The sequence below is a fragment of the Pseudothermotoga hypogea DSM 11164 = NBRC 106472 genome (assembly GCF_000816145.1).
In the GTDB taxonomy this organism is placed as follows: Bacteria; Thermotogota; Thermotogae; order Thermotogales; family DSM-5069; genus Pseudothermotoga_A; species Pseudothermotoga_A hypogea.
Genome location: NZ_CP007141.1, coordinates 462,169 through 487,561, shown reverse-complemented (window position 1 = coordinate 487,561; position 25,393 = coordinate 462,169). Strand labels below are relative to the sequence as shown.

Sequence of the window (25,393 nt, the reverse complement as noted above, 5' to 3'; positions counted from 1 at the left end):
TTCGTTGTGGTATCATTCAAAGTGAGTGGCGGTGTAGCTCAGATGGTCAGAGCGAGTGATTCATAATCACTATGTCGTGGGTTCGAATCCCACCGCCGCCACCAAAACCCCCAAACGGGGGTTTTTTAGTTTCTCGAGTCAAGATGGGGCGTTTGTTGTATAATCTTTTTCAGTCGAAGCCTTGCAGGAGGTGGAAAGGTGAAAACGTTCATGATAATCGTTCATTCACTCATCAGCGCTGGGCTCATCTACATGGTGATCCAGCAGATGGGCAAGTTCGCAGAACTCGGAGGCGCCTTCGGCTCAGGTTCTCTCTACACGATGTTCGGAAGAAAGAAAGGCCTCGACACGCCCGGAAAGATCACACTCGGTCTTGCCATAGCGTTCATGGTCAGCAGCATTCTGACAGCCTTCTTCATCGCGAGGTGAGTCGATGGACCCACTGAAACAACTTCAGATCTTGAAGAAGAACGTGGTCGATCTGGTCAACGAGGAAGAACTTTTGGACAAGTTGAAGCGAAAAAAACAGCTTCGTGTCAAACTCGGCGTCGATCCCTCAAGACCAGACCTTCACCTTGGACACGCCGTGGTGCTCTTCAAGTTGAAACAGTTTCAGGAGCTGGGTCATAGGGTCGTGCTCATCATCGGAGATTTCACCGCACAGATAGGTGATCCTTCAGGAAGAGATTCGACAAGACCCATGCTCAGCGAAGAGGAAGTGAAGAAAAACGCGGAAACTTACGCACAGCAGGTCTTCAAAATCTTGGACCGAGAGAAGACGGAGCTTCGTTTCAACAGCGAATGGCTCGGAAAGATGAGCTTCGCCGACGTGATTAAGCTCGCGTCCAAGTACACTGTCGCACGTATGCTCGAGAGGGACGATTTTGCAAAGAGGTACAAAGAGAACGTTCCCATTTCGATCGCAGAATTTCTCTATCCACTCGCTCAAGCTCAAGATTCCGTGGCGATAGAAGCCGACGTGGAACTTGGAGGAACAGATCAGTACTTCAATCTTCTGGTTGGCAGACACATCCAACAACAGCTCGGACAAGAACCTCAGATCGTCATGACGATGCCCATCATAGAGGGCACGGATGGAAAGATGAAGATGAGTAAAAGTTACGGCAACTACATAGCCTTCAACGACCCACCCAACGAGATGTTCGGAAAGCTCATGTCGATCCCAGACTGGCTCATTGTGAAGTACATGAGACTTCTGACGAACGTGTCGGAAGAAAAGATCGAAGAGTACGAAAGGTTGATGAAAGAGGGAAAGATCAACCCAAGGGACGTCAAGATGAAGTTGGCGTTCGAGATCACCAAGTTCTTCCACGGAGAAGATGAAGCCAGAGAAGCACAAGAACATTTCGTCAAAGTCTTTTCGAAAAGAGAGCTTCCCGAAGAAATGCCCACCGTGCATCTTGACAGGGACCATGTCGAACTGGTAGAATTACTCATGAAGTTGAACGTGGCTGAGAGCAAAAGTGAGGCAAAGAGGTTGATCCAACAAGGTGGCGTCAAAGTCGACGGAGAAAAGATCACCGACATCCATGCGAAGCTCACACTGGAGACAGAAAAGATCCTGAAGGTTGGCAAGAGACAGTTCTTCAAACTGGTTCGCAGAGAGACGGATTGAAGACTTGATTTACATGTCGTTCGAGTGATATAATGAGTTCTGAGCTGGGTTGTTTCGGTCTTTGACAAGTGGGGGGGAGCAGTTCCCACCAAAGAGAATAATCAGAAGGGAGGTTGGCGCCATGAAGAAACTTTTCCTCACAGTCGTGGCATTGGTCGTTGCCGTAGGGGTGTTCGCTTCCGGGATGTTTCCAGACGTACCAGAAAAACACTGGGCCTATGAGTACGTGAAACATCTGAAGGATAAGGGTATCGTCATTGGATATCCCGATGGGACCTTCAAGGGAGATCGCAACATCACACGCTACGAAGAAGCCGCAATGATCAGCAGACTCATCGGGCTGATCGAAACACAGATCGTCGGTCCTTACATCAGCGATGTTTTGAAGGTCCTGGATGCCATCAGCGTCAAGCTCGGTTCGACCATTCAGAGGGTGGATCAGCTGGAGAAGAAAGTTGGAGAGCTCGCAGCCTCAACCAAGGTCGAAGAGCTTGCAAAATCGTTGGAGTCTCTCAAACAGACTGTGAACATCCATGACAAAGACGTCATCAAACTCTACGAAGCGATCGCCAATCTGCAGAGGAAACACGAAGAGGATCTTGCCAAACTGAGCTCTGCGTTCGAAAGCAAACTCGCCGACCACGCGGCAAACTGTGAGGCAGCGATCTCCAAGATCGAAAACAAGATCGCGGATCTGGACAAGAAACTGCTCGCGCTCGAGCCAGTGAAGAACATCGTCAAGGATCTCACATCTTACACACGTGCTCAGTCTAACAGGATAACCGCTCTCGAGGCTCAGGTGGGAGATCTTTCTTCGATGCTCGACAATGCGGTCAAGAATCTTGGCTATGTTTCCATCAAGCTGGACAGATTGAGTGAAAAGGTCGACAAGATCGATGCGAGAGTCAATGCAAACGAAGAAGCCATCGCCAAGTTGAACGCAAAGGTTTCGGCGAACGAAGAAGCCATAGCTTCCAACAGAGAAGCTATAGCATCGAACAAGCAACTGATAGAAGCTCAAGCCAAGAAGCTCGAAGAACTCGCTGGTAAAGTTGACGAATTCATGGCGATGCACGAAGAACAGATCGATTACATCCTTGACGAACTCGATTCTGTCAACACTCAGCTGAGCGAACTCAGAGACGGTTTGTTTGCGGTGAGATCCGATACGGATGAGAGATTCACTCAAGTTGGAAGCACCATCGACAGCGTCAAGGCCGAGCTGCTCAAGAAGATCGAGGATCTCTCCAAGGCCAATGCGGCTTTGACTGGCGCCGTCATAGGTGCTATAATCATTGCAGTCGCCGCCATGATAGTGGGTGCAATGTGAACCCCAGTGAGGGGTAAAATTTAAAGTGAAGGAGGGTGTTAACTTATGAGGAAACTGCTTGTTCTGTTGGTCGCCCTGGTAACGGTCGCAGCATTCGCAGCGGTGAACTTTTCTGGTCGTCTTGACGTGACACCGAAACTAACGTACACAGCTACACCAACCAGCATGAGCTTCTCAGTTGGTGTCGCTGGAGCACTCTACATCGAAGCATCGAATGAGGACCAAACGACAGGCTTCTACGTTTCCATTTCCCCAACAGTTACTACCTCTACCCCACCAGCGTTCTCTTGGAGCTACTGGGGATACGTCTGGCAGAAGCTCTACACATCTGATTCGTTCACGGTAACGCTTCAGGCTGGAAATCTCGAGCGCGGTTGGTCCAGCGCGTCAGGTGCCAACTTCAGCTGGCTTATCACCACGCCGTCCTTTACCGCGTATTCCGATGACGCAGCGGTCGGCTTGAAGTTTGATATCAGCTCTGGAGATCTCTCCGACAGTCTAAGTGTTTTTGTGACGCCCGATGCAACCAAGATCGTCAACGTTGATGTGTTTAACAGCTTGAGCTTTGGATTCTTGAGCACCGGAATACTTGTTCAAGATCTGCTGAACGCCACGTCAGGTTTGCCACCGTTTAGTCTCTCAGCAAGTGTTGATCTTGCAAAGGCTTTGGCAATTCAAGGTGCAACATTGAAAGGTTTTGGCTATTTCACGATTAATCCAGCAGGCTCGCCAATTCTCCAGAAATACCTCGTCGGTGCGGACGTTGGCATCGAAAAGCTGAGTGCGAGCGTCGCGTTCGATAATAACAACCAGCTTGGCATTGCGGTCAAAACGACAGCGCTTGCCCCAGTCACAGTTGGTGCGGATGTTGTGATACCAAACATCACAAGCATAACAAACTTCCTACTCGCAGGTTACGCTTCCTGGAAGACGGGTTTGATTGGCCACAGGTTGGCTCTCTCGTGGGATGGAACGATCGCTACTGTTGCTTGGAGAATGCGCGTAACGTTCTGATTGAAGTCAACACATAAAACCCCGGCCTTGTGCCGGGGTTTAATTTTTGGTGTATGATTCTCTTCGGTGGAGGTGATCGTTGTGATAGTGGTCGGCATCATCGTGGCGATAGTACTGATCCTTCTGATCTGGTTCGTTGGAACGTACAACTCGTTGGTTTCAAGGAAGAAGCGCGTCGAGAACGCGTGGAGTCAAATCGATGTTCAGTTGAAGAGAAGGCACGATCTCATACCCAACCTTGTGAACGCGGTGAAGGGGTATATGAAGTACGAGAAAGAAACATTGGAAGCCGTGATAAACGCGCGCGCCAAAGCTGTGTCTGGTGGTTCGATAGACGATCGCATAAAGGCGGAAGGGGAGCTTTCAGGTGCACTGTCTCGCTTGCTCGCAGTTTTTGAAAGATACCCAGAGCTCAAATCCAACGAGCAGGTGAAACAGCTCATGGAAGAACTCACCAGCACAGAGAACAGGATCACTTACGCGAGACAGTTCTACAACGACACTGTGATGAAGTACAACGCCTCTATCGAGATGTTCCCAACCAACGTCGTTGCCAAGATGTTCAACTTCAAACCCTTCCCCTTCTTCGAAGCCACCGCGGCGGAGAAGGAAACACCCAAGGTGGATCTGACGTTTTGAGAGAGTGATCTTATGGACTATCTGGTGCAACAGAAGAAGAATTTGAAAAAAACCTATCTTTTGGTCTTTTTGTTTCTGTTCTTGATGGCCACGCTCGGGCTGATCGTGGACGCTCTGTTCGGTGTTTTCCCGTTCGGAACGATCCTTCTGATCTTCATCGCCTTGATCCAGATTCTGGCGGGTATGTCGTCTGGACCAGCTTTGGTGCTCAGATCGGTCAACGCTCGGAAGATAAATGAGAAGAGCCTTGAAGAAAAACAGCTCAAGAACATCGTTGAAGAGCTCACGATCGCCGCTGGTCTTGAAAAAACCCCAGAAGTTTACGTGATGGAGGACGAGAACATAAACGCCTTCGCCACGGGCTTCAAGGTTGAAAAGAGTGCGGTGTGTGTCACCAGTGGCCTTCTGAAACATCTCAACAGGGAAGAGACCGAAGGTGTCATCGCGCACGAGATCAGTCACATAAAGAACAGAGACACGCTCTTGATGACCACCATAAGCGCTATTTTGGGCACCATGGTCTTGGTGCAACTTTTCGCGTGGAGGAGCTTGAGGTTTCTGGCGTGGAGTGGTGGGGGGAGAAGGTCATCGAAGAAAAAAGATTCTGGAGTGGGTTACATCCTTGTGGCGTTGCTCATCCTCGCGCTCGTTGCGACGCTCTTTTCTCTGATCGGACGCGTCAGCATCTTCGCAGTTTCAAGGACCAGAGAGTACCTTGCGGACGCGAAGGCCGTTGAATTGACAAGAAACCCAAAAGGATTGTCGGGTGCGCTGAGAAAGATCGCAAAGATGCAGAAGAATAAGGGGAAAGTCAAAGGTGCCACGATCGCGACGGCGCATCTGTTCATCTCAGATCCGTTGAAAAGATCGGTGAACAACAAGGAGGGATTCTTCGCGAACCTGTTCAGCACGCATCCACCCATACACAAGCGCATCGCGTTGTTGGAAAACGTTCCAGACGAGATCGTTTTGAGAGAGCTCCAAGAAGGTTGATATCAGATCTGTTTGAAACTTTCCACAGGATAACCCATCTGTTCGAGCTTTCTCGTTATGGGCTCAATGTTTTGTGCTTCCACGATCACTTTCTTCGTCTGTACGTCTATCTGGTAGTTCTTCACACCGAGTTCTTCGAGCGCTCTACTGATTTTGTTTCTGCAGTGACCGCAGGAAATGTCTGGAACGAGGAGTTCGTATTTCATCGTCCCACCTCTTTCATCCTCAGAGAGTTGAGCACCACGCTGATCGAACTGAACAGCATCGCGATTTCTGCCACCAGTGGGTGGATCAAACCCGCCATAGCCAACGGGATCGCAACGACGTTGTAGAAGAACGCCCAAAACAGATTCTGCCTGATCTTCTTCAACGTCCCCTTCGACACCTCTATGGCTTCCACAACTTTGAATATACCACCTTTCACCACGACGATGTCGGCACTGTCCATGGCGATGTCCGTACCGCTGCCCATCGCCACACCTATGTCGGCGGCTTTCAGTGCCGCGGCGTCGTTCATCCCATCTCCCACCATCATGACCTTCTTGCCGAAAGATTGGTACTTTCTCACCAACCCGAGCTTTTCTTGAGGTTTCAACTGCGCATGAACCTTGTCTATCGCAAGTTTCTTCGCCACGGCTCTGGCGACCCTCTCGTTGTCTCCCGTGACCATGATGGTTTCTATTTCCATCTTCTTCAGTTTTTCCACGGCTTCTTTTGCATCTTCCCTCAATTTGTCCTCCAAGGCGAGAAAACCTCTGATTTCTCCATCCACTCTCACCTCAACGATCGTTCTTCCCTGTTCGAGCTGCTTTTCATAGTGTGAATAATCCGAAGGCCTTCCAACGAAGTACTCTCTGCCCTTCACGATCGCTTTCACACCCTCACCGACGATCTCTTCGAAATGCTGTGTTTCGATATCTGCATTGACAAGCTTTGCGATCGCCTTGGCGAAGGGATGGTTCGACTTTTTCTCGATACCCGAAACGATCTTCAAAAGTTCTTCGTCCAAGTTGTGTTCGACCACCACGGGTTCACCTGTGGTGAGCGTGCCGGTTTTGTCGGTGAGAACGAAACCCACATCTTTCGCTGTCTGTATCGCTTCGGCGTTTCTGATGAGCAAACCTTTCTTCATCGCTTGAGTCGTTCCCACCAACAGTGCCATGGGTGTTGCGAGTCCCAGCGCACACGGACAGGCTATGACCAAGGTTGAAACGAAGACGAAGATCGAGAAGCTGAAAGCGTTCGTGTGGACGATCCAAGGAACGATGCGACTCATTTTCTCAAGAAAAGTCGAAAATCTTTCGTAGTTGAAGTACCAAAACACGGCACTGAAGACTGCCAAGATGAACACCAAGGGAACGAAAAAGTTCGTTATTCGATCCGCGAGCGCCTGTATCGGGACCTTGAATCCCTGTGCCTCCCGAACGAGCTTGAGCATTTGAGACAAGAATGTATCTTCACCCACCTTCGTGACTCGGATCTTGAACGAAGATGTGAGGTTCAACGAACCTGCCGTCACAGGATCTCCAGCCTTCTTGATTACAGGCACAGACTCACCAGTTATCATAGACTCATCGATGAGTCCTGATCCTTCCACGATCACACCGTCGACAGGGACACGTTCCGACGGCTTGACAACCACGACGAAGCCTTCCTTCACCGCTTCGATGGGCAAAAGAATCTCACCAGAATCTAACAGAACACACGCCTGTTTCGCTCGAAGTTGCATCAAAGATTTCAACTGCTTGCTCGCTTTATCCCGTAGACGCGATTCGATGAACCTGCCAGTGATGTTGAACGCCACGATCATGGCACCGACTGCGGCGAAGGAAGTGACTGGAAGATGAAGCATCGAAAGCAAACCCGTCATCCAAGCGCTGAACGCGCCAAGAAAAGTGAGAACGTCCATGTTGGCGTGTTTGTGCGTGATGGCGATCCAGGCGCCTTTGATGATCCTTCTTCCGACGAAGAAGATGACGAAGCTCAGCAGAACAAACTCGAGCCAACCGAGCCAAGGGATGTGAAAGAACATGTGAAGCAACATGAACGACATGAGTGGGCCAGTGAAAAGCCAGACCAAGATGACGTTCTTCTTCGCTTCAGCGTACCGTCTCGATTCGACGTCTTCTCCAAGCTCAGTTTCGACGCCATAGCCGACCGCTTCAACCGCTTTCTTTATCGTTTCGAAATCTATCTCTCTTTCAGCCAAAATGAAACCTGTAGAAGTCGCCAAATTCACAGAAGCGAACTTCACACCATCGATCTTCTTGAGCGCTTGTTCAACTATCCTCGCACACGTCGCACAGGTCATTCCCGTGACGAGGAAAGTTCTCTTGAACCGTTCTTCGTTCAAAGTGTCACACCTCCACAAATTTAGACGAATTCTGTGGCTGTCAGTTACCAAGATCTGAAAGTTCTGAACCTTGCGATTCTAACTCAGTCAAACAGATATCGAAGGCGAGAAGTTCTCCAACTTGTCCATCCATTCTCACTCCAACGATTGTTCTTCTTGAGAGTGCTGTTTGTAGTGAGAATGATTCAAGTGTCTTGCAATGAAGTGCTATCTCTTTCACCACTGCCTTCGTGCCTCTTTTGAAGGTTACCACGTCTCAGCCATGAACCATCTCACGATGGAACCAAGTCCCGCATAACCGACCGATGTCTGCAACGATCACAGGAGTATGATATCGTAAAGGGGGGGTTAGATGAGGACAAAGTGTCTTTGCTGCCTATGTGTTCTGCTGTTTCTGTTGGTGATGTTCATCGTTACATCCTGCGCCACGATTCAAGAACAAGATCAAATGAGATTGGCCGCGGTTGCCATTGCTGATCAACTTGGTTTACCAAAAACGAGTCAGTCGACGGACGACAGGTTCATAATCTTCTACGCAACAGAACTGAAAAGCGGTGATATCGTTTCGGAAGGTGCCCCGTTCAAGAGCCTGCGAAAAGCAGTGCCAGAGGAAGCAAGATGGCTCTTCGTTCTCGACAAGAATCCTCTCGGAAGATTTGCCCATGATGTTGTTTACATCTACTTGAACGAGGATTTTGAAATCGTCGAACAACACGATGCCGAATGGATGCCTTTCGTGAACGATCAACCACTGTTCCTCGGTGAAATTTATCGTCCATCGTTCTCGAAAATCAAGTGGAACAATTTCGAGCTGGCTGTCTCTGAGTCGGTCGTTGCTTCAGAAGTCGTGGTGAGTGTACCTGCCAACTGTGCGTTGGTGGTGAATGGCAACGACCCAACGCGCTATCCTGATGTCGGTATTTCCAAGGACAAAGAACACATGGAACAGTTCTACAGGCGCTTCTATGGGGAAAATGCTGTTAGGACGTTGGACTATCCAAACAATTCAAAAGCGAATTTTGAAAATGCTGTCGACGCTCTTGTTCAAGGCGGTGCTATGCGCGTGACGGTTTACATTTCTTCTCATGGTAGCAGAGATAAGTTGGTCATGGGAGAAAGTGTTTTGACCTCTGAGGATCTTCGTAACATCATCAGGAATCATTCTGGAACGAAGTTCTATGTGATCCTCGATGCATGTCATTCGGGAAGCTTCATCGATGACCTGTGGTACGATGGTTTGACAAATCTGTTGGCTATAATGACTGCAACTGATGCTGATCATTTATCTTACGGCGACTGCGATGGGAAGAAAGATCCAAACCCAGAAGATTCCGGCGGAGAGTGGACGAGCGGGTTCCATGAAACTCTGGTTTCTTACACTTCTTCTCACATAGCCTGGGATTTTGTGCGGTACATTGCATCGATCCACTACGTCGAATTGGAACAAGTTCTGTACAAGATGGCTTTTGATCGTGCTTGGGAGCTCGATTGTACTCGCATCTCAAGATTCTCTTTTCCACAATACTGTGGTTGGACTCCAACTGGTGAAGCTCAATAGGAGGACTCAAGATTTTGTGGACAGTTATAGAACCGTGGGTAAAGCTCTGTTGGTAGAGAAACTTCAATCAGTCTTTCGAGCTGAACGCCTCCCACAGGCCGAGTATGTAACACGCACCGAGTGCCCTGTCGTAAAGACCATAACCGGGCCTGGCTTTCTCGTTCCAGATCGTCCTTCCGTGGTCGGGTCTGAGATAACCGTCATAGCCAACTTCGTGCAGAGCTTTGACGATCTGGAACATGTCGAGCGAGCCACAAAAGCTTGGATGTGCGCTCTCGTAGAATTTTCTCTCCCCAAGCAGTTTGAAGTTTCTCAAGTGAACGAAGCTGATCCTCTTCATCGAACCGAAGTGTCGTATCATCTTTGGTATGTCGTTCTTCGTGTTGACACCGAGCGAGCCTGTGCAGAGAGCGAGCGTGTTGGACGGACTGTCCACACTCTTGAGAATTCTTTCTATGTTCTCTTGACATGTGACGATCCTTGGAAGGTTGAAAACGCTCCAAGGTGGATCGTCGGGGTGCAGAGCCATCTTCACATTCAACTGTTCACACACGGGAACGATTTCTTTCAGAAAGTACACCAAGTTCTCGAAGAGATCCTCCTCCCTCATGCCTCCGTACATGTTCAGAGTCTTTTCCAGTTCTGCGAGCCTGTCCCACTCCCATCCGGGTAAGACAAAGTTCGCGGCGTTCTGCTTCATCATCGCGACGAGTTGTTTCGGTGTGATGTTTCGCACCAGTTCATCGTCGTAGTACATCGTTTCTGAGCCGTCGCAAAGTTTGTATCTCAGATCCGTCCTGAGCCAATCGAACACGGGCATGAAGTTGTAGGTGACGATTTTTATTCCTGCCTTTGCGAGGTTCACGATCGTATCTTTGTAGTTGTCGATGTACTTTCTCCTTGTGGGAAGACCGAGCTTTATATCCTCGTGCACGTTCACACTCTCGATCACTTCGAGTTTCAAACCGTGGGATTCCACCTTCGCCTTCAGTTTCATTATCTTCTCCAAGGGCCAAACTTCACCCACGGGTACGTCGAAGAGCGCACCGACGATTCCTTCCACGCCTGGGATTTGTCTGATGTGTTCGAGCTTCACCGGATCGTCATCACCGAACCAGCGAAAGACGATCTTCAAGTTCTTCACCTCTACTTTGAATTCTACTTCGAAGAGTTGACAAGGAATTTGATCGTGGTATAATGTAACCAAAGTCGAGGTGAAGTTTCTGAGTCGAACAAAATCTTTAGTTGAAGAGATTCTCGTTCAGAAGAACTGGTGGTGGTGCTGCCCCGATTCGGTGGGGTAAGCACCGCGTGCCTTTACCTCGCATCGAATCGGGGCTCTCTTGAAAAAGAGAGCCCCTTTTTTATTTGAAAACCTACTGGAGGTGAAATTGTGAGAGTCAGGGTGGATTTGAAGGTTGAAGAAATGCCGAAATACTGGTACAACGTGCTCGCAGATTTGCCTTTCAAACTCGATCCTCCGCTGGATCCAAGAACCAAACAGCCCATTTCTCCGCAGGCGCTTTCCGCGATCTTTCCAGAAGCGCTCATCGAACAGGAGGTGAGCGAGAAGAGAGAGATTCCCATCCCCGAGCCTGTTTTGAGAGAGTACGCCGTCTTCAGACCGACGCCACTCTACAGGGCCACTTATTTGGAAGAATACCTTCAAACGCCGGCGCGCATCTACTACAAGTACGAAGGTGCCAGCCCCACGGGTAGCCACAAGACGAACACAGCACTCGCACAGGCTTACTACAACAAGATTTCCGGTACGAAGAGGTTGGTCACGGAAACTGGAGCGGGTCAATGGGGAAGTGCGCTGTGCTATGCGGGGGCGAAGTTCGGCTTAACTGTGAACGTGTTCATGGTGAGGATCAGCTACGAGCAAAAGCCCATGCGCAAGTACTTGATGAAGCTCTTCGGTGGCGATGTCGTGCCGAGCCCGAGCGACAGGACGAATTTTGGAAGGTCTCTGCTCGAAAAGAACGGGGACATGCCGGGCAGTCTGGGCATAGCCATCAGTGAGGCGATAGAAGTTGCCGTGTCCGACCCGGGCACGAAATATTCTTTGGGAAGCGTGTTGAACCACGTACTGTTGCACCAAACGGTGATAGGGTTGGAGATCAAAAAACAACTCGCGCTCTTGAACGAAACGCCCACAATAGTTCTGGGTTGTCACGGTGGAGGCTCGAACTTCGCAGGGACGATCCTTCCCTTCGTACCGGACAAGTTGGCGGGCAAGAACATAAGGCTCATCGCGTGTGAGCCAACGGCATGTCCGTCCTTGACGAAGGGAAGATACGAGTACGACTACGGCGATACGGCGGGCATGACGCCACTGTTGAAGATGTACACGCTCGGGAAAGATTTCATCCCTCCAAAGATCCACGCGGGTGGACTGCGTTACCACGGGGCTGCACCGATCGTTTCACGGCTCTTGAAGGAAGGTTTGATCGAGGCGGTCGCGTTCGACCAAGAAGAAGTGTTCAACGCAGCCAGACTGTTCGCAAAACTCGAAGGGATAGTACCCGCACCGGAGAGTTCCTACGCGATATACGGTGCGATCAAGGAAGCTCTAAGGGCGAAAGAAGAAAAGAAGGAAGAAGTCATCGTGTTCAACCTCAGTGGCCACGGTCTGTTCGACCTCATTGCCTACGTTTCTTGAAGGGGAGCGACTGCTCCCCTTTTTCCTCTTCGTTTTGAGCCAATCTTGAGTAAATCTTCAGCCGATTAAAAGTCAAATTTCAGCTCACTTTGAGCGAGATGGTTATCTTCTGAACCAGAAGGGTGTGGATAGCATGGGCGAGTGGTCGAGAAAGATTCTAAAAACATGGTTAGTTCTGTCTCTTTTGGTCTCATTCGTTTCGGTGACACTTGCCCAAGCGCCAACCGTCTACAGGTACGATTCACAAACGGGTCTTTGGAAAAGGGTAGATCCGAAAGAATCTGAAATTGCGGCTCAGTTGCCCTCCGTCAAGGATTTCTTGAACAGCAACGTTGCGATACCCATAACTGGAACGATAGTCTTACAGCCTCCAGAATCTGAAACCGTTTCTCAGATGACGAGTAAAGGTTCAAACAATCAAAACAGATGGTACTACTACATGACCTATCCTTTGGACGGGCTCGACAGGAACTACGAGATCCTGGCAGGTCAGACCGAGAAGATCGGAAGGGCAAAGGTGAAAAGTGAGAACGGCAGATTGATAGTCTCGTTCACTCTCTTTGGATCTTGGCTCGCGGACGAATCGCACCTGCTTGTCATGACTGAAGAGCCAACGAATCTGAGCAACATTGATCTGGCACCTGGCAGTTTCCCCCACAAGCAGTCGTACTCACCGACGGTGAATCACGGAACTTACGACGTAGCGCTCCCCGCCACACCGAACACGGACACAGTTTACGTGTTGCTACATCTTTCCATCACGAACGGAACGCGAAAAGAAACGGCCTGGGGGGCAGGGGAAGAAGAGAACGAGATGTGCATTGAATTCAACGGGGGAAAGATCAGCTGGTACATGAAGAAACCTGGAGAGTACGTTGCCAGTTTTTTGACGGCAACGATTGTGAGCAGTAGCCATCCTGTCACTGTCACTTTCTCGAATTTCGATGATCTTTCGTTGGAAGGAGGCGGAGAGGAGAGATTGTTGGTTCACTACACGTTCACAAATGATTTGGCGAACGTAGAGAGCTGGATAAGGGCAAAAGATCTGAACGGTATGTCATTGAACTTGCAATCTGGTGAGCGGTTGAACATGCTACACAAAGTCCAGCTTTCAGTTCAGCAGAGTGGAACGTACCGAAACTCGGCCACGATAACCTTCACACTCAGAGCGGTGGAAGATTACGTCGAAAAACAATGAATTCGACGGAAAGTTTCAACCACGAAACGAAAAGGAGGGAACAGGTATGAGGAAGATCGTACTGACGTTGGTGGCAATACTGGTAGCGTTCGCATTCACAGCGTTCGCACAATCACAGCTGGAAGTTTGGAAATTGATCAATGGAACTTGGGTTTCCATCAGCGACGGACCTGAGGACGTTGAGGCTGACGCATGGGCCTTCTCGCTGGGTGGAGCCGAGGGCAGATGCAACAAGCAAAGATGGACGATCAACGCAGAGGTTGAGGTCCAGGTCGCTCAGTGGATCGATTTCAAGGTCACTGGCACCAAGTGGGCTTGGTACGTGAGAAAACCTGGGACGTATTTGACAGACTGCATCACGGCGAACATCGCGAGCAACGGTGAAGTCGCAGTTTCTTTCGTTGGCCTTGGCAATCCAACTTACCAAGGACCGTACACGACGGTCAAGGACTTCATAGAGATGTGGGTTGGGTACGGTAGCAGCAACCAGAACGTCCAGTTCGTAGCTGCTTCCGATTTGTCAACCGTCAGTTTCATCATTCCAGACAGCAACCAACTGCACTACGGATTCGAAACGAAGCTGTGGAGCAAGATATTCGTTGCGGAATGCAATTCGGCGAGCACCTACAAAACGAGCGGTATGGTTGTTCTGACGTTGCAGAGGATCAAGCCCTGGATCGATCCAGAGACAGGTTTCTTCAAACCAGATTACAACTACACTCAGCTGCCGGGACAGTAAGAAGCGGATCGCTTTGAGCACGAGGGGATTCACGTCCCCTCGTTTTTTCTAAACTGAGGAAGACAGGGGTGAGTGAAGATGAGAAAGATAACAGCTGTGTTGATCTTATCGATGTGTATGATGATTTTTTCTTTCAACATACGTATCGATCCGATTTTGATAAGTAAAGTCGTCGGACAAGGCGAGAAAACTTCAGCTTCGATCTTCATCGAGAACGCAGACGAGTTCGAGACTATAAACTTCGAAGTCTCGATCATGGACATCGTTCAAAACAGAGAAGGTGGATACGTTGTGGCACCCGCCGGCTCGACCGACTACTCGGCTGCCAAATGGACCAAGGTGACGCCGGCGAAGTTCAGCGTGCAACCGAAAAGATCCGCTAAAGTTGACGTTGAAATAAACGTTCCTCGTGGTGTCATAGGTGGCAGGTACGCGGCCGTGGTGCTCAAGATCGTGACCAAGAAAGAGGAACTGACGGGGATGGAAGAGGCAACGGGCTTCGGCGTACTCTTAGACTATCAGATAGCGAGCTTCATCGAGTTGAACATCGACTCCTTGCGAAAGAGGCCAGAACTTTACGTTACAGGCCTTTCTCTGAGAAAGATAAGTGAGATACCATCGTTGGCGGAAGTACAGAACATCATCGGTCCGAACGCGAACGTTTTCGCGGTGACGGTTCTCAACAAGGGCAACGTTCATGTGCAAGCTCACGGTGAGCTGACCATCAAGACCAAAGACAATAGGACCTTGGCGAAGTTTCCCATGGGCAGTGGGAACATCCTGCCTGGAGCCGAGGTGGAACTGAGGAGCATAACGACTCGACAGTTTCCCGAAGGAAGCTACATCGCGAGGGCCGTGGTCAACTACGGAGGCTACAGGCCCGCGATCTTGGAAGCGGAGCTGAACATCGTTAAGGATGAAGCGGTTTCGAAGACTCAAAAACAGAGTGAGGCACCACTGATCTTCGTCGAACCTGGAAACATAGAACTGAAATGCCTTCCAGGTGCGTTCAGAAGCACGACGGTGGAGATCTTCAACAGGGGCAATCAGACGGTGAACATTTCAGCTTCCGTGTATCCTCTGGTGTACGACCTCGAAGGCGAACTGGTTCCCACCGAAACCAGAGGTCAAGCACCGAGTTGGATCGAGATCAGTCCAACTTCGTTTCAGTTGAAACCTAACCAGAGTAGAAAGCTGAGGATCAGCGTAAGACCATCGGAAGATGTTAAAGGAGGCCAGTACTTCGACCTCTCCTTCGTGGCGACGGCGGAAGATCTCAAGAGCGAACAGGGTGCAAACTTGCTCGTGTTCGTTGGGAAAGACGAAGAAATGATCCAAAGGGCTTCTATGCAATTTACGAAGGTCGTTCCCACGGAAGAAGGTTTGGAGGTTGATTTGGTAGTTAACAACGAAGGAAACATGCACTTTTCGCCTTCTATCAGTGTTGGACTCGAAAGAATCATACCGGAACGTGAAGAGGGCGGGATCGTTTATCCCGAATCGAGTGAAAGGATTGTGAGCGCTTCTTACAAAGCTGATAATCCAATGCTCCCCGGGACGCAGAGACTGTTCATGGTTGGTCTGAACGTTGATTTGAAAAGCGGAGAGTACGTACTCATAGCTCGATTGGACCTACAAAACATGGAACAAGTCATGATCAGAGAGAGGATCAGAATAGAAAGGGGCGAGGAACAATGAGAAAGGTGATGGCGTTTTCGTTTTTACTGTTGATCGCGATCACGTGTTTCTTTCAACAAGAACCGCTCGTGACGAACATCTTCCAGGATGCCTACATTCTGGACATTCTGGCCGATATGTCGGCTCAGACGGGTGTCTCGATCATAGCGGACACGACGGTCACTGGTTTTGTGACGGTGGAATTCAAAGACGTTCCACTCGAACAAGCATTGAAGATGGTGCTCATGCCCGGCGGTTACACCTACACAAAGTTGGACGGCTTCTACTTCGTCGGTTCACCAGATCCAAAGAATCCGGCGTTCAGGCACATCGCCCAGACGAAAACGTACAAGTTGAAGTATCTCACCGTTGATTCTTTGAGCAGTTTGATGCCCACCATGTACGAACCTTTCGTGAAAGTCGACAAGGAAACGAACCAAGTCACGATCACAGCTCCTGTGGAGTTTGTTGCTGAATTCGAAAAGATTTTGAGCCAAATAGACGTCGCTCCGAGTCAGATCAAAATAAGCGTTCTGGTGACGGAGATCTCCAAGGACAAGCTCTCAGAGCTCGGTCTTCAGGAAATAGGCTACAGTTTCGGTGCGAACCAGCAGTTCAACGAGAACTGGCAGGCGATAACTGGACTCGTTTCGGGCGCTTTGGCCATCCAGACGGACATCTTTGGTACGATCGTGGCCAAGATAGCGGCGCTCGAGGAGCAACGTCAAGCGAAGATAAAGGCAGATCCTTGGATCATAGCGAAGGAGAACAAACCAGCCAGATTGTTCGTTGGTCAGAGAGAGATCATCATAGTACAACCCGAAGGTGCCGCGGCCACGATACAGACTGTGGATGTGGGCATTGGGCTCGACATAATCGCGAGAGTCGTTGCAGAGAACGAGATAGAGGTTTCACTCACACCGAGTGTGAGCTACTTCTCCAACGGACGAACGACGAGGACCCTGTCGACGAAGAGGAACGAGATGTCCACGACGTTGATCATTCGAAGTGGTCAAACCGTGGCGGTGAGTGGCCTCACGGTCGAAGGCGATTCTCAGAGCAGTTCAGGTTTACCTCTGTTGTCGAGAATACCTCTTCTCAGATACTTGTTCGGAGTGAGGTCGGAATCGTCTGAACAGCGAGAACTGGTGATATTCCTGAGCGTCGAGAAGCTCTGAGAGGGGTATTCCTATGATGAGAACCCTTCTGTTCTTGTCGTTGTTGTTTGCCGTTGTCATCACGGCGACACAGGTTGTCATCTACCAGTTCGAGTTGGTGCAACTGAATCAAGAGTTCGTGACCAAGTTCAATTTGAAGGAGTTCGAGGCCAAGTTCCCAAAGGATGGAAGCTTCTTCTCCTTCAGCTATCTTCCAAAACAAATGGAACTGAACATCGCTTTGCCGTTGATCCAGATGAGCTTTGAAGTTGGTGAAAGGACAAGCAAGAGTAGATCTTCCACCAGACCGTGGTTGTCAACGATCGTGAACCGAAAGGCTGCGATAACGATCGCGAGTGAAGAGTTTTCACTCTTGACGGGTGTTCGAACGGGAAAAGGTTTGAAGTTCGAACTGACACCGGTGCGCATCCTTGATCGAGTTGTGGTGACGAAGGTCTCAATCTCTGATCCCTACGGTCCAACGCGTTTTGAAAACGAGCTGGAGATCAGCAGGGATGATTTTTCCTTGATCGGGCTCGTCACGCTCAAAAAAGATGATGGTTTTCAACACGTTGCTCTCTATGCGAAGGTGAGCGTTGCTTCTGCTCTGCCACAGGAAAACTTGTATTCGTCAGCTAGTCTCGACGAGATGGCGAAAATCTTCCTCGAAGAGATCGAGAGGGAACCGAGCGAGGTCTACGGTGTACTCATCTACGATGGTAACTTTCAAGGTCGAGTGGACCTCGTGCTCTGGACCGATGCGGGCATCGTCTTGAGCGCGAGTGTTTCGATACCGTCGATGAATTTCTCGGTAGGTTTAGAGAAGCTCGTCGGTGGTGAAGGTCTCAGGGCAGGGGCTAAGATCAGCTACGGGCAAGAACTGTGCTTGGCCTTGGGATTTTCAGACGTTTCGAAGCTGACGAATTTTCTCTCACTCTTTGCGAGTCTGTATCCCATAAAGATATCCTTACAGGATGCAACGTTCAAATCCCCAGAATGGTCGTTCGGAATGGTTCTGAGCTTCGATGAAGTCACCATCACATTGGGTATCTTCAGCGAATCTGCGATGGTCATTTCAGGCGATGTGAAGTTCAACTTCACGAAGAATTTCTTCGTTTTGGTGGGAATGGCGTACAATTTCTCGACGAACAGACCTTGCTTCAAAGTTGGATTCGGCGTGAACTTTTAGAGAATCACTCGCCCCTGTTTCAGGGTGTTTCTATTTCATCCGCGCGTTTTTTGCGCGGTTTTTTATTCGAAGCAGATGACCGCCTTCAGCGCTTTTCTTTGTTCAACACACTCGAGCGCTTCATTCGCTTGTTCGAGCTTGAATTTGTGCGTGACGAGTTTTTCGAACACCTTTGAACGAGAAGCCACGATGTTCACAGCTTGAATTAAGTGTCTCGTGTCGCTGACCCACACACCTTGAACTGTGATACCCTTGAGTACGAGGTTTTCATAGACTGAGAATGGGATTGGTTGCTGTGGTACGGCGACGCCTGTGACCAAGTAAGTGCCTCCGCGTCTGAGCAGGTTGAACCCTTCGAGCAGTGCTTGACTGTCTCCAGTGGCTTCGATGACGATGTCTGCACCTCGATTGTGTGTGATTTCGAGAACTCTCTTTTTTCTCTCTTCTTCCGAAAGCTCTCTTCTGTTGAGCGAAACATCGACAAATTCTTTAGCAACGCTCAGTCTCTCAAGAGAGCCACCTATGACCACAACGGTCGAAGCGCCCAAGGACTTGGCAGCCACGGCAATGAAGATACCCAGCGGTCCAACGCCTTGAACCACGACGGTCTTTCCAACGAGTGGTTCTGCGAGGGAATCGAGAGCGTTCATGGCGGTCGCACCAGAGCAAGACGCTGTCACGATGGTACATGGGTCGATGTCGTGAGAAAGCCTCAACACTTCAACCTCTGGAAGCAACACGATCGCTTCTGAATAACAACCCAGTAGGTGAGGATAGTCCTTGCAGGTCATGTTTATCCCGTAGACCTTCCTGTTGGGACAGAGGTGTCGTTGTTTCGCCACGGTACACCAGTAACATTTTTTGCACACGATGCCTCTGTTCCAGATGATTCGGTCCTTGGGACGGATCGGTTCGCCGTTGATGTCCTTCTTTTCTCCCACGACTTCGATGACTTCTCCCACACCTTCGTGACCCAAAATGATGGGAACGGGTGTTCTGGGATCTTCTCCTTTGGCGATGTGAACGTCGCTTCCACAGACACCACTCGCGAGCGTTCTCACCAGAACGCTACCTTCAGCAAGTTCCCTTATTTCGAACTCTCTCATTCTAAGGGGTTCTCCGAACGCTTCAAGAACCATCGCTTTGAATCTCACGTTCTTCACTCCTTGGGTCTCACGGGTTCTCTGATCTCGTGACGAATTTGCCCGTCAACGAGGCGAAGGACGATGTATCTGTTCCAATCTTCCCTTCTCTGTACGAAATTCATCGTCGGTGGATCGAAGGCTTCGAACTTTAGATGAGGTCCCCTGCTCTCGTTTCGAATCAGTTCGGCGGACAGGATGGCTCTGGCTAAGGTCAGCATGTTTCTGGTTTCGAGCAAGAAGGAAAGACCCTTTTCATCCTGCGCAACGCCTTGTTCTTGAAGTTTTTCTAACTGGCCGAGCGCGAGCTTCAGGCCTTCATCGAACCTCACCAAAAAACCGTGCTTCGAGATGAGGTCCACAACGATTCTTCGTGCCTCGCTCGCAGGAACTTCGCCAAAGAACTTCTCTTGCTCGATCGGAACGTCCGCAATCTGTTTGTTCATCGCTTCGAGCGCCGCGTTCTCTCCTGCGATCTTCCCGAACACCTGCGTGTCCAAGAGCGAGTTTCCACCTGGTCTGTTCGCCCCATGTTGACCTCCTGCACATTCACCTGCCGCGTAGAGTCCCTTCAAAGATGTTCGCGCGCGTTCATCGATCTTGACACCGCCTTGAAAGTGTTGAAGTGCGTTCTGAACTTCCAATGGCTCTTTTGACAGATCGATATGCCTTTCCTTCAACCATTCGACGACACGTGGATTTATCTTCAACAATCTCTCGTAAGGTGTGGGCAGTGAGAAGAGTTTTGAATCGACCTTCTCGCTCCATTTGAGTATTTCTTCTGGGACGGACTCGAGTGAAAGGTAGGAAGGATTCTTCATGAAGTCGAAGAAAACTCTGTGCCCTTTTTCGAGGTGCGCATACACGGCGAGGTCTATCACTCTGGTGGGTGATTCGTACGAGACGGGCCAATGCGCACCCTTTTTGAACTGTAACTCTGTGAGATGTCTTCTGTCTTCCTCAGAAAGGTACCTCGGTATGAATTCCTCGCCTTTCTCATCCACGATCCTTGGAAGGCTTCTGAACATGCTACCCGAGCTTGCGAACAAAATGTGCGGATGACATACACCTATCTGCATGAATTCGAGATTCACAAGCTCCGCACCGGCTCTCAACGCCGCCGCATAGCCATCTCCTGTCATCTCAGAAGGAAAGACGTTTCTTTTGAACAGTCTTCCCGCACCACCCGTGGCGAGCACGAAGGCCTTGGCGAACACGCAGAAAGGTTCGTTCGTTTCAACATCGACGAACTTCGCTGCGATGACTCTGTCATCTTTGACGATGAAGTCGTACAGCATGGCGTTCTCACGAAGGTCTATGTTCAAAGCTTTGAATTTTCTCAAAAGTGCCTTGTGTATCTCCACGGCGGTCTCAGGTCCAACGTAGCAAGCCCTCGGGTAAATCGATCCATCCGTCAAGAACTGATCTACTTTGCCGTCCTTCGTTTTCACGAAGGGAACATTCAAATTCAAAAGGTACTCCAGCGCGTCTGCACTCTCTCGAGCCAAGATCTCCGCCAAGTTGTAATCTGAGACTTCACCACCTATTCTGTATATGTCCATCGCGTGGTGACGCCAATTGTCCTTCTCGGGAAGTGTGTAAGGTAATGTTGCGTGGAAAGCCATTCTGTCCGAACAGGCGATCGCCGTTGTGCCACCAACACCGAGAGGCTTCTTGCTCAAAAGTAAAACTTTCAACGAAGGTACTTTTTCTTTAGCGGCGATCGCGGCACGGAGCCCCGCACCCCCACCACCTATCACGGCAACGTCCGCGAAGAACTTTTTCATCCTTCCTTCCCCCTCGAAACGAGGTCAATCGCCTTGGTTGGACACAACTTCACGCAAAGACCACAGCCATCGCATGTGTTGCCAATCACGTACGTTTTTTCAGATTTGTAAGGTGCATCGTAGATGCACACTTTTCTGCAAATATCGCACATACTGCAGAGCTTTGGATCGATCTTGGCGACGTATATGTGCCTTCTGTCGATCTGTTCGTTGCTCAGGATTTTGGGTCCACTCACTTTGCCCCTGAACTCGTCCAAGGATTTGTAAGATTTTTGCTCCATGAACTGCTGAAGTTCTTTCAATATCATCTCTATGGCTTCGTAACCCATCAGATAGATGAGACTGCACACTTCGACCACATCTGCACCAGCGTAGATGAACTTTGCCACGTCGATACCACTTCCCACACCACCAGAGGCAGCGATCGAGATGTTCAGATGAGGACTGCTCGCCGCGACCCATCTGAGCACCGCGTTGAACGACCAAGGACCTCCGTGACCCGCATAACCGCCGTGCATGATAGGCTTTTCGTTCTCGACGTCTATGTCGAGTCCCGTGAGACGGTTGAACATCACCACACCGTTCACACCGATTCTCTCCAGCATACCTGCCATAGAGATGGGAGAGGAGAGTTGCATGGGCAACTTCACGATGATCGGTATCTTGACCGTGTCGCGAACCACGCGGGCGACGTTCAATATCTTCTCCTCAACATCTCCACCCCTGAAGGATATCGAACCGTGTGGGCAAGACACGTTCAGCTCCAGCGCTGGTGCACCAGATTCTTCCGCCATCCTCGCGTATTTCCTCCAGCCCTCATCGCTGATGCAGTTTACGCTGGGAATAACGGGAATCGAAAGCACGTTCACTGCCTTTCGAATCTCTTCGAAGTACTCGCGTTCATCGAAGTTGCTCGCCTGCTCGAAGGAGTAGAACGTGTGTGATCTCAGCTTTCCCATCCTTCGCTCTATGATTTCAAACCTCGGTGTGGGAGAAATCCTGCACACTTCTTCTTCGAACAAAGATTTGACCACGACGCACGCAGCACCGTGTTCTTCGGCTTTCTTCATGTTTTTCAGATTCTCCGTCAAACCAGAAGAAGCCACGACGATGGGATTCTTCAGCTTCAGCCCCGCGTATTCGCATGATAGATCCATTCCGTTCACCTCACAGTAGATCGACCCTCACGCCTTTCTCCGCCGACAAGTACGCAGCGTAGATCACCTTCACCGTTTCTTTCGCCAGTTCGAAGTCAGATTCGGGCATCTTGTTTTCCAAAAGGCACATCGCGAAATCTCTCATCTCTTGTGGATAACCTCTGACCCAATCTTCATCGGGAGAGGGGAAGGTCCAACCCGCCTTGGTCTCTATCTTCTCGGCTATGTATTCGTCTTTCCAGGTTTCAGGATTAGGTGTGTAAGCCAACATCATGTTGTTGGGAGTCATGTTGCAGTAGATCATGCCGCTTGCAGTGTTTATCTGAAGCAAGTTTTTCACACCACCAAGGCTAACGTCGTTGGAGATCACGATCGCCTTTGAACCATCTTCGAAGGTCAAAACCGCACAGGACCAGTCTTCGACATCGAACCAATCCGTGACCATGCTCGCTTTGCCGAACTGTTTGACAGAATCAAGCTTGGTCAAACTTGCAGTCTCGGCAAAAACTGACTTGACGCGTATGGGTTTCCCATAGCGCAGTCTTCCCTCGAAGTGTTTCATGTGTATGACGGCACCCACGGGGTGCGAGCCCATGCGTAGCAAACTCCCACCGCCGGCGGTCCGCCATCTTCTCGAATAGGCCGCGTGTGAGCCAGAATGGCTCTCTTCGGCTCTCAGTTCCAAAATGGGAGCGTTGGAGGCTGCGATCAGTCTCTTAGCCTTCGTTACGGCGGGTGCGTAGACGAAGTTTTCCGCATACATGAACTTCGTACCGCTCAAAGTGACGGCTTCTTCTATCCTTTCGAGCTTCTCGAGAAGCTTTTGGTACATGTGTTCCTTGCTGATGTCACCCACGCGCTCAAACTCTGGCATGTCTTCACCGAAATAGCCAGTCAAAGGCTTTTCGCATATGATGTGTTTTTTATACTTGCACGCCGTCAGTATCACATCGTCATGAACGTTGGTTGGAACACAAACGTCCACGACATCTATCTGTTCACAGCTTGCGAGTTGCTCAAAATCGTCGAAGACCTTCTCGATGCCGTATTGACGTGCGAGCCTTTCCGCGCTCTGCTTGTGTGCAGCACAAACACCCAACACTTCGAAGTACTCTCTGTTCTCCCTGTAGGCGGCGATGTGTATGTGAGACACGAAACCTGCACCAACGATACCAACTCTGATCTTCTTCATCGTTTTTCACCTCTCTTCTTCGGTAAGTACTTCGAAAGAACGATCAGCACGATCGCGACGATGAGAACGAGAGAAATGGGTCTGGTGAAGAATGGAGATATATCACCGTTCTTGAGCATCAACGCCCTTCTGATGTTCGTGTCGGCCATGGGTCCAAGGATGAATCCGAGAACGAAGGGTGCCGCAGGAAAGTCGTTGATCCTCATGAAATATCCCAGCAGTCCAAACAACAGCATGACCCACACGTCGAAAAGCCTTCCGTTCAAAACGTAGGTACCCACGACGCATAGGACAAATATTATGGGCATGAGTATCTCTGTCGGAACCAGAAGGATCTTCAAAAACAGTCTCGTCACGAGCAAGCCAAAGACGACCATGAGGATTGTGGCAATTACGAAAGATCCCGCGACGTATCCTATCATCTCGGGATGCTGAATGGGAAGTAGCGGGCCAGCCTTTATGCCGTGTATCCACATCGCAGCCAAAAGCACCGCCGCTGGCGCACTACCCGGTACGGCGAGCGTGAGCACGGGTATTATGGCCCCACCAACGCAGGCGTTGTTCGCAGTCTCTGCAGCCGTGAGCCCTTCTATGGAACCTTTTCCAAACATTTCAGGTTCCTTGCTCATGCGTTTTGCCGCATCGTAGGCAACCCACGCGGCAACGTCCTCACCCACGCCGGGTATGACACCTATGAAAACGCCTATGATGCCAGATCTCACAAGATTCAGCGCGTTCTTCTTTATGGTCTCCAGATAAGAAAGCTTCCGTTCACTCTTTGAGAAATCCAAAACTACCTCTGCTTTCGTCACGCGCTTGAGGCTGGTCAATATCTCTGGAACCCCGTAGACACCAACGAGCACGGGCAAGAGTGAAATACCACCGTACAGTTGAATATTCCCGAAGGTGTAACGTGGGAAAGAAACGATCTCGTCCAAACCTATCATCGCGATCATGAGACCAAGAAAACCAGCGATCCATCCCTTCAACGGGTCTTTCGGAGCGGTCAAGCTCCCAGCGATGATCGTTCCGAAGATCGCGAGGATCGCGAACTCCCAAGAACCGAACTTCAGCGCGAGGGCACCGAGTGCTGGAGCCAACGAAACGATGAAGATCGCACCTATGATCGAGCCTATACCACTCATGATCGTGGCCACGTTCAGTGCGAAGCCCGCCATACCAGAACGAGCCAGTGGAAATCCATCCACCGTCGTGGCCGCATTCGCCGGTGTTCCGGGTATGTTCAATACGATGGCTGTTCTACTACCACCGTATATCGCACCGACGTACACGCACAAAAGCATCGGTATTGCAACCTCTGGTGGGAAACCGAACGTGAGCGTGGTCAGTATCGCCACACCGAGCGTGGCCGTCAAACCTGGTAGGATTCCAACCAAGATTCCAAGGAGTGTGGACCAAGACAGATGAAACAGAAGAAGCGGGTTCGAAAGTGTAGAGATCATGGACTCGAAGAAGACCTTCGTTGTGTACATGCTTCAAGACCCCTTTCATGGGAGAGGGAGCAGAAAAACTCTGGAGAAAAGATAATATATACCCAACGTGACAGCCAGTGAAACTGCAGCTGTCAGCACGAATCTCTTTCTCAAGAACACCATTGAGGCCGCACTCAAAAAGATCGATGTCAGTACGACGAAGTTTATCTTTCCAAGCAAAAACACGTAAGCTAAGAACATCGCAGACGCGAGCAAGAGCCTTCTGTTCTCCGCGCGTTTCACTTCCGCAGACTTGGAAGAGATATCGGGGCTCACTTTTTGTTTTCGAACGAGCATGAAGAAACACAGAAGAATGACCATGATCGAGAAGAACGCAGGTACGATCCCCGGGGCACCATACTTACCGTACTCGGTGATCCTCGGCATTTTCAATGCGCCGATCAAAAAGAAAATCCCAAGGAATATGAAGACCGAAGCAGAAATTCTGTCCTTCATCGCGTGGGCCTCCAAAGA

Annotated in this window: 22 protein-coding genes and 1 tRNA gene; 14 read left to right on the top strand and 9 right to left on the bottom strand. The window is 50.0% G+C overall.

Translation table 11 applies throughout. The annotated features are described in order from the left end of the window. The first annotated feature begins 27 nt into the window (after nucleotides 1-27). The 7 genes from AJ81_RS02570 (at nucleotide 28) to AJ81_RS02540 (ending at nucleotide 5,612) form a co-directional block, all read left to right on the top strand. Nucleotides 28-104, top strand: a tRNA-Met gene (locus tag AJ81_RS02570). 94 nt (nucleotides 105-198) lie between these two features. Next, nucleotides 199-429 (top strand): preprotein translocase subunit SecG, encoded by a 231-nt coding sequence (gene secG / locus AJ81_RS02565; protein WP_031503792.1) that lies wholly within the window; start codon nucleotides 199-201, stop codon nucleotides 427-429. Between the two features lie 4 nt (nucleotides 430-433). Beyond that, the gene (gene tyrS / locus AJ81_RS02560; RefSeq protein ID WP_031503791.1) at nucleotides 434-1,636 is read left to right on the top strand and encodes a tyrosine--tRNA ligase; all 1,203 of its coding nucleotides are present in this window, start codon (nucleotides 434-436) and stop codon (nucleotides 1,634-1,636) included. Between the two features lie 121 nt (nucleotides 1,637-1,757). Then, nucleotides 1,758-2,966 (top strand): S-layer homology domain-containing protein, encoded by a 1,209-nt coding sequence (locus AJ81_RS02555; protein ID WP_031503790.1) that lies wholly within the window; start codon nucleotides 1,758-1,760, stop codon nucleotides 2,964-2,966. 45 nt (nucleotides 2,967-3,011) lie between these two features. Continuing rightward, on the top strand, nucleotides 3,012-3,980 hold the full coding sequence (locus tag AJ81_RS02550; protein WP_031503788.1) for a hypothetical protein: 969 nt from the start codon (nucleotides 3,012-3,014) through the stop codon (nucleotides 3,978-3,980). Between the two features lie 81 nt (nucleotides 3,981-4,061). Next, nucleotides 4,062-4,619, top strand: a complete 558-nt coding sequence (locus tag AJ81_RS02545; RefSeq protein WP_031503784.1) for a LemA family protein — start codon at nucleotides 4,062-4,064, stop codon at nucleotides 4,617-4,619. A gap of 12 nt (nucleotides 4,620-4,631) precedes the next feature. Then, a complete protein-coding gene (locus AJ81_RS02540) occupies nucleotides 4,632-5,612 on the top strand; it encodes a M48 family metallopeptidase (RefSeq protein ID WP_031503782.1) in 981 nt (326 codons plus the stop codon). A 2-nt stretch (nucleotides 5,613-5,614) separates the two neighbouring features. Here AJ81_RS02540 and AJ81_RS02535 read toward each other — a convergent pair whose 3' ends face one another. Continuing rightward, nucleotides 5,615-5,818 (bottom strand): heavy-metal-associated domain-containing protein, encoded by a 204-nt coding sequence (locus tag AJ81_RS02535; protein WP_031503781.1) that lies wholly within the window; start codon nucleotides 5,816-5,818, stop codon nucleotides 5,615-5,617. Beyond that, nucleotides 5,815-7,965 carry a heavy metal translocating P-type ATPase gene (locus AJ81_RS02530; protein WP_031503779.1) on the bottom strand — a complete coding sequence of 717 codons (2,151 nt, stop codon included), beginning with the start codon at nucleotides 7,963-7,965 and terminating at the stop codon, nucleotides 5,815-5,817. Before AJ81_RS02530 ends, AJ81_RS02535 begins: the two co-directional genes overlap by 4 nt. Nucleotides 7,966-8,317: 352 nt before the next feature. Here AJ81_RS02530 and AJ81_RS02520 point away from each other — a divergent pair, with 352 nt between their 5' ends. Continuing rightward, nucleotides 8,318-9,523, top strand: a complete 1,206-nt coding sequence (locus tag AJ81_RS02520) for a C13 family peptidase (protein WP_031503775.1) — start codon at nucleotides 8,318-8,320, stop codon at nucleotides 9,521-9,523. Nucleotides 9,524-9,590: 67 nt separating this feature from the next. On the opposite strand, the gene AJ81_RS02515 is transcribed toward AJ81_RS02520, so the two are convergent. Then, nucleotides 9,591-10,658 carry a mannonate dehydratase gene (locus AJ81_RS02515; RefSeq protein WP_031503773.1) on the bottom strand — a complete coding sequence of 356 codons (1,068 nt, stop codon included), beginning with the start codon at nucleotides 10,656-10,658 and terminating at the stop codon, nucleotides 9,591-9,593. Between the two features lie 258 nt (nucleotides 10,659-10,916). Here AJ81_RS02515 and AJ81_RS02510 point away from each other — a divergent pair, with 258 nt between their 5' ends. From AJ81_RS02510 to AJ81_RS02485, 6 genes are all read left to right on the top strand, one after another. Continuing rightward, a complete protein-coding gene (locus AJ81_RS02510) occupies nucleotides 10,917-12,188 on the top strand; it encodes a TrpB-like pyridoxal phosphate-dependent enzyme (protein ID WP_031503772.1) in 1,272 nt (423 codons plus the stop codon). A gap of 133 nt (nucleotides 12,189-12,321) precedes the next feature. Then, a complete protein-coding gene (locus AJ81_RS02505; RefSeq protein WP_031503770.1) occupies nucleotides 12,322-13,386 on the top strand; it encodes a hypothetical protein in 1,065 nt (354 codons plus the stop codon). A gap of 46 nt (nucleotides 13,387-13,432) precedes the next feature. Next, a complete protein-coding gene (locus AJ81_RS02500; RefSeq protein WP_031503768.1) occupies nucleotides 13,433-14,125 on the top strand; it encodes a hypothetical protein in 693 nt (230 codons plus the stop codon). A gap of 78 nt (nucleotides 14,126-14,203) precedes the next feature. Further along, nucleotides 14,204-15,823: a COG1470 family protein gene (locus tag AJ81_RS02495; protein ID WP_031503766.1), complete on the top strand. Its 1,620-nt coding sequence runs from the start codon at nucleotides 14,204-14,206 to the stop codon at nucleotides 15,821-15,823. Next, complete coding sequence (locus AJ81_RS02490; protein ID WP_031503765.1) at nucleotides 15,820-16,980, top strand: type II secretion system protein GspD; 1,161 nt, start codon at nucleotides 15,820-15,822, stop codon at nucleotides 16,978-16,980. Before AJ81_RS02495 ends, AJ81_RS02490 begins: the two co-directional genes overlap by 4 nt. Nucleotides 16,981-16,993: 13 nt before the next feature. Further along, nucleotides 16,994-18,148, top strand: coding sequence for a hypothetical protein (locus tag AJ81_RS02485; RefSeq protein WP_031503763.1), 1,155 nt, complete (start codon nucleotides 16,994-16,996; stop codon nucleotides 18,146-18,148). 62 nt (nucleotides 18,149-18,210) lie between these two features. Here the strand turns inward: AJ81_RS02485 and AJ81_RS02480 are convergent, their stop codons facing one another. From AJ81_RS02480 to AJ81_RS02455, 6 genes are read right to left on the bottom strand one after another with little or no spacing between them, the layout of a single operon-like run. Continuing rightward, nucleotides 18,211-19,302 (bottom strand): zinc-binding dehydrogenase, encoded by a 1,092-nt coding sequence (locus tag AJ81_RS02480; protein WP_031503761.1) that lies wholly within the window; start codon nucleotides 19,300-19,302, stop codon nucleotides 18,211-18,213. Nucleotides 19,303-19,307: 5 nt separating this feature from the next. Beyond that, complete coding sequence (locus AJ81_RS02475) at nucleotides 19,308-21,077, bottom strand: FAD-binding protein (RefSeq protein ID WP_031503760.1); 1,770 nt, start codon at nucleotides 21,075-21,077, stop codon at nucleotides 19,308-19,310. Then, nucleotides 21,074-22,234, bottom strand: a complete 1,161-nt coding sequence (locus tag AJ81_RS02470; RefSeq protein ID WP_031503759.1) for a 4Fe-4S binding protein — start codon at nucleotides 22,232-22,234, stop codon at nucleotides 21,074-21,076. The genes AJ81_RS02475 and AJ81_RS02470 overlap by 4 nt, the downstream gene beginning before the upstream one ends. A 10-nt stretch (nucleotides 22,235-22,244) precedes the next feature. Next, nucleotides 22,245-23,426, bottom strand: coding sequence for a Gfo/Idh/MocA family protein (locus AJ81_RS02465; RefSeq protein ID WP_031503756.1), 1,182 nt, complete (start codon nucleotides 23,424-23,426; stop codon nucleotides 22,245-22,247). Beyond that, nucleotides 23,423-24,919, bottom strand: coding sequence for a tripartite tricarboxylate transporter permease (locus tag AJ81_RS02460; protein ID WP_031503754.1), 1,497 nt, complete (start codon nucleotides 24,917-24,919; stop codon nucleotides 23,423-23,425). Before AJ81_RS02460 ends, AJ81_RS02465 begins: the two co-directional genes overlap by 4 nt. Before the next feature lie 15 nt (nucleotides 24,920-24,934). Continuing rightward, entirely contained in the window at nucleotides 24,935-25,375 is a 441-nt protein-coding gene (locus AJ81_RS02455) for a tripartite tricarboxylate transporter TctB family protein (RefSeq protein WP_031503753.1), read from the bottom strand. Nucleotides 25,376-25,393 lie beyond the last annotated feature (18 nt).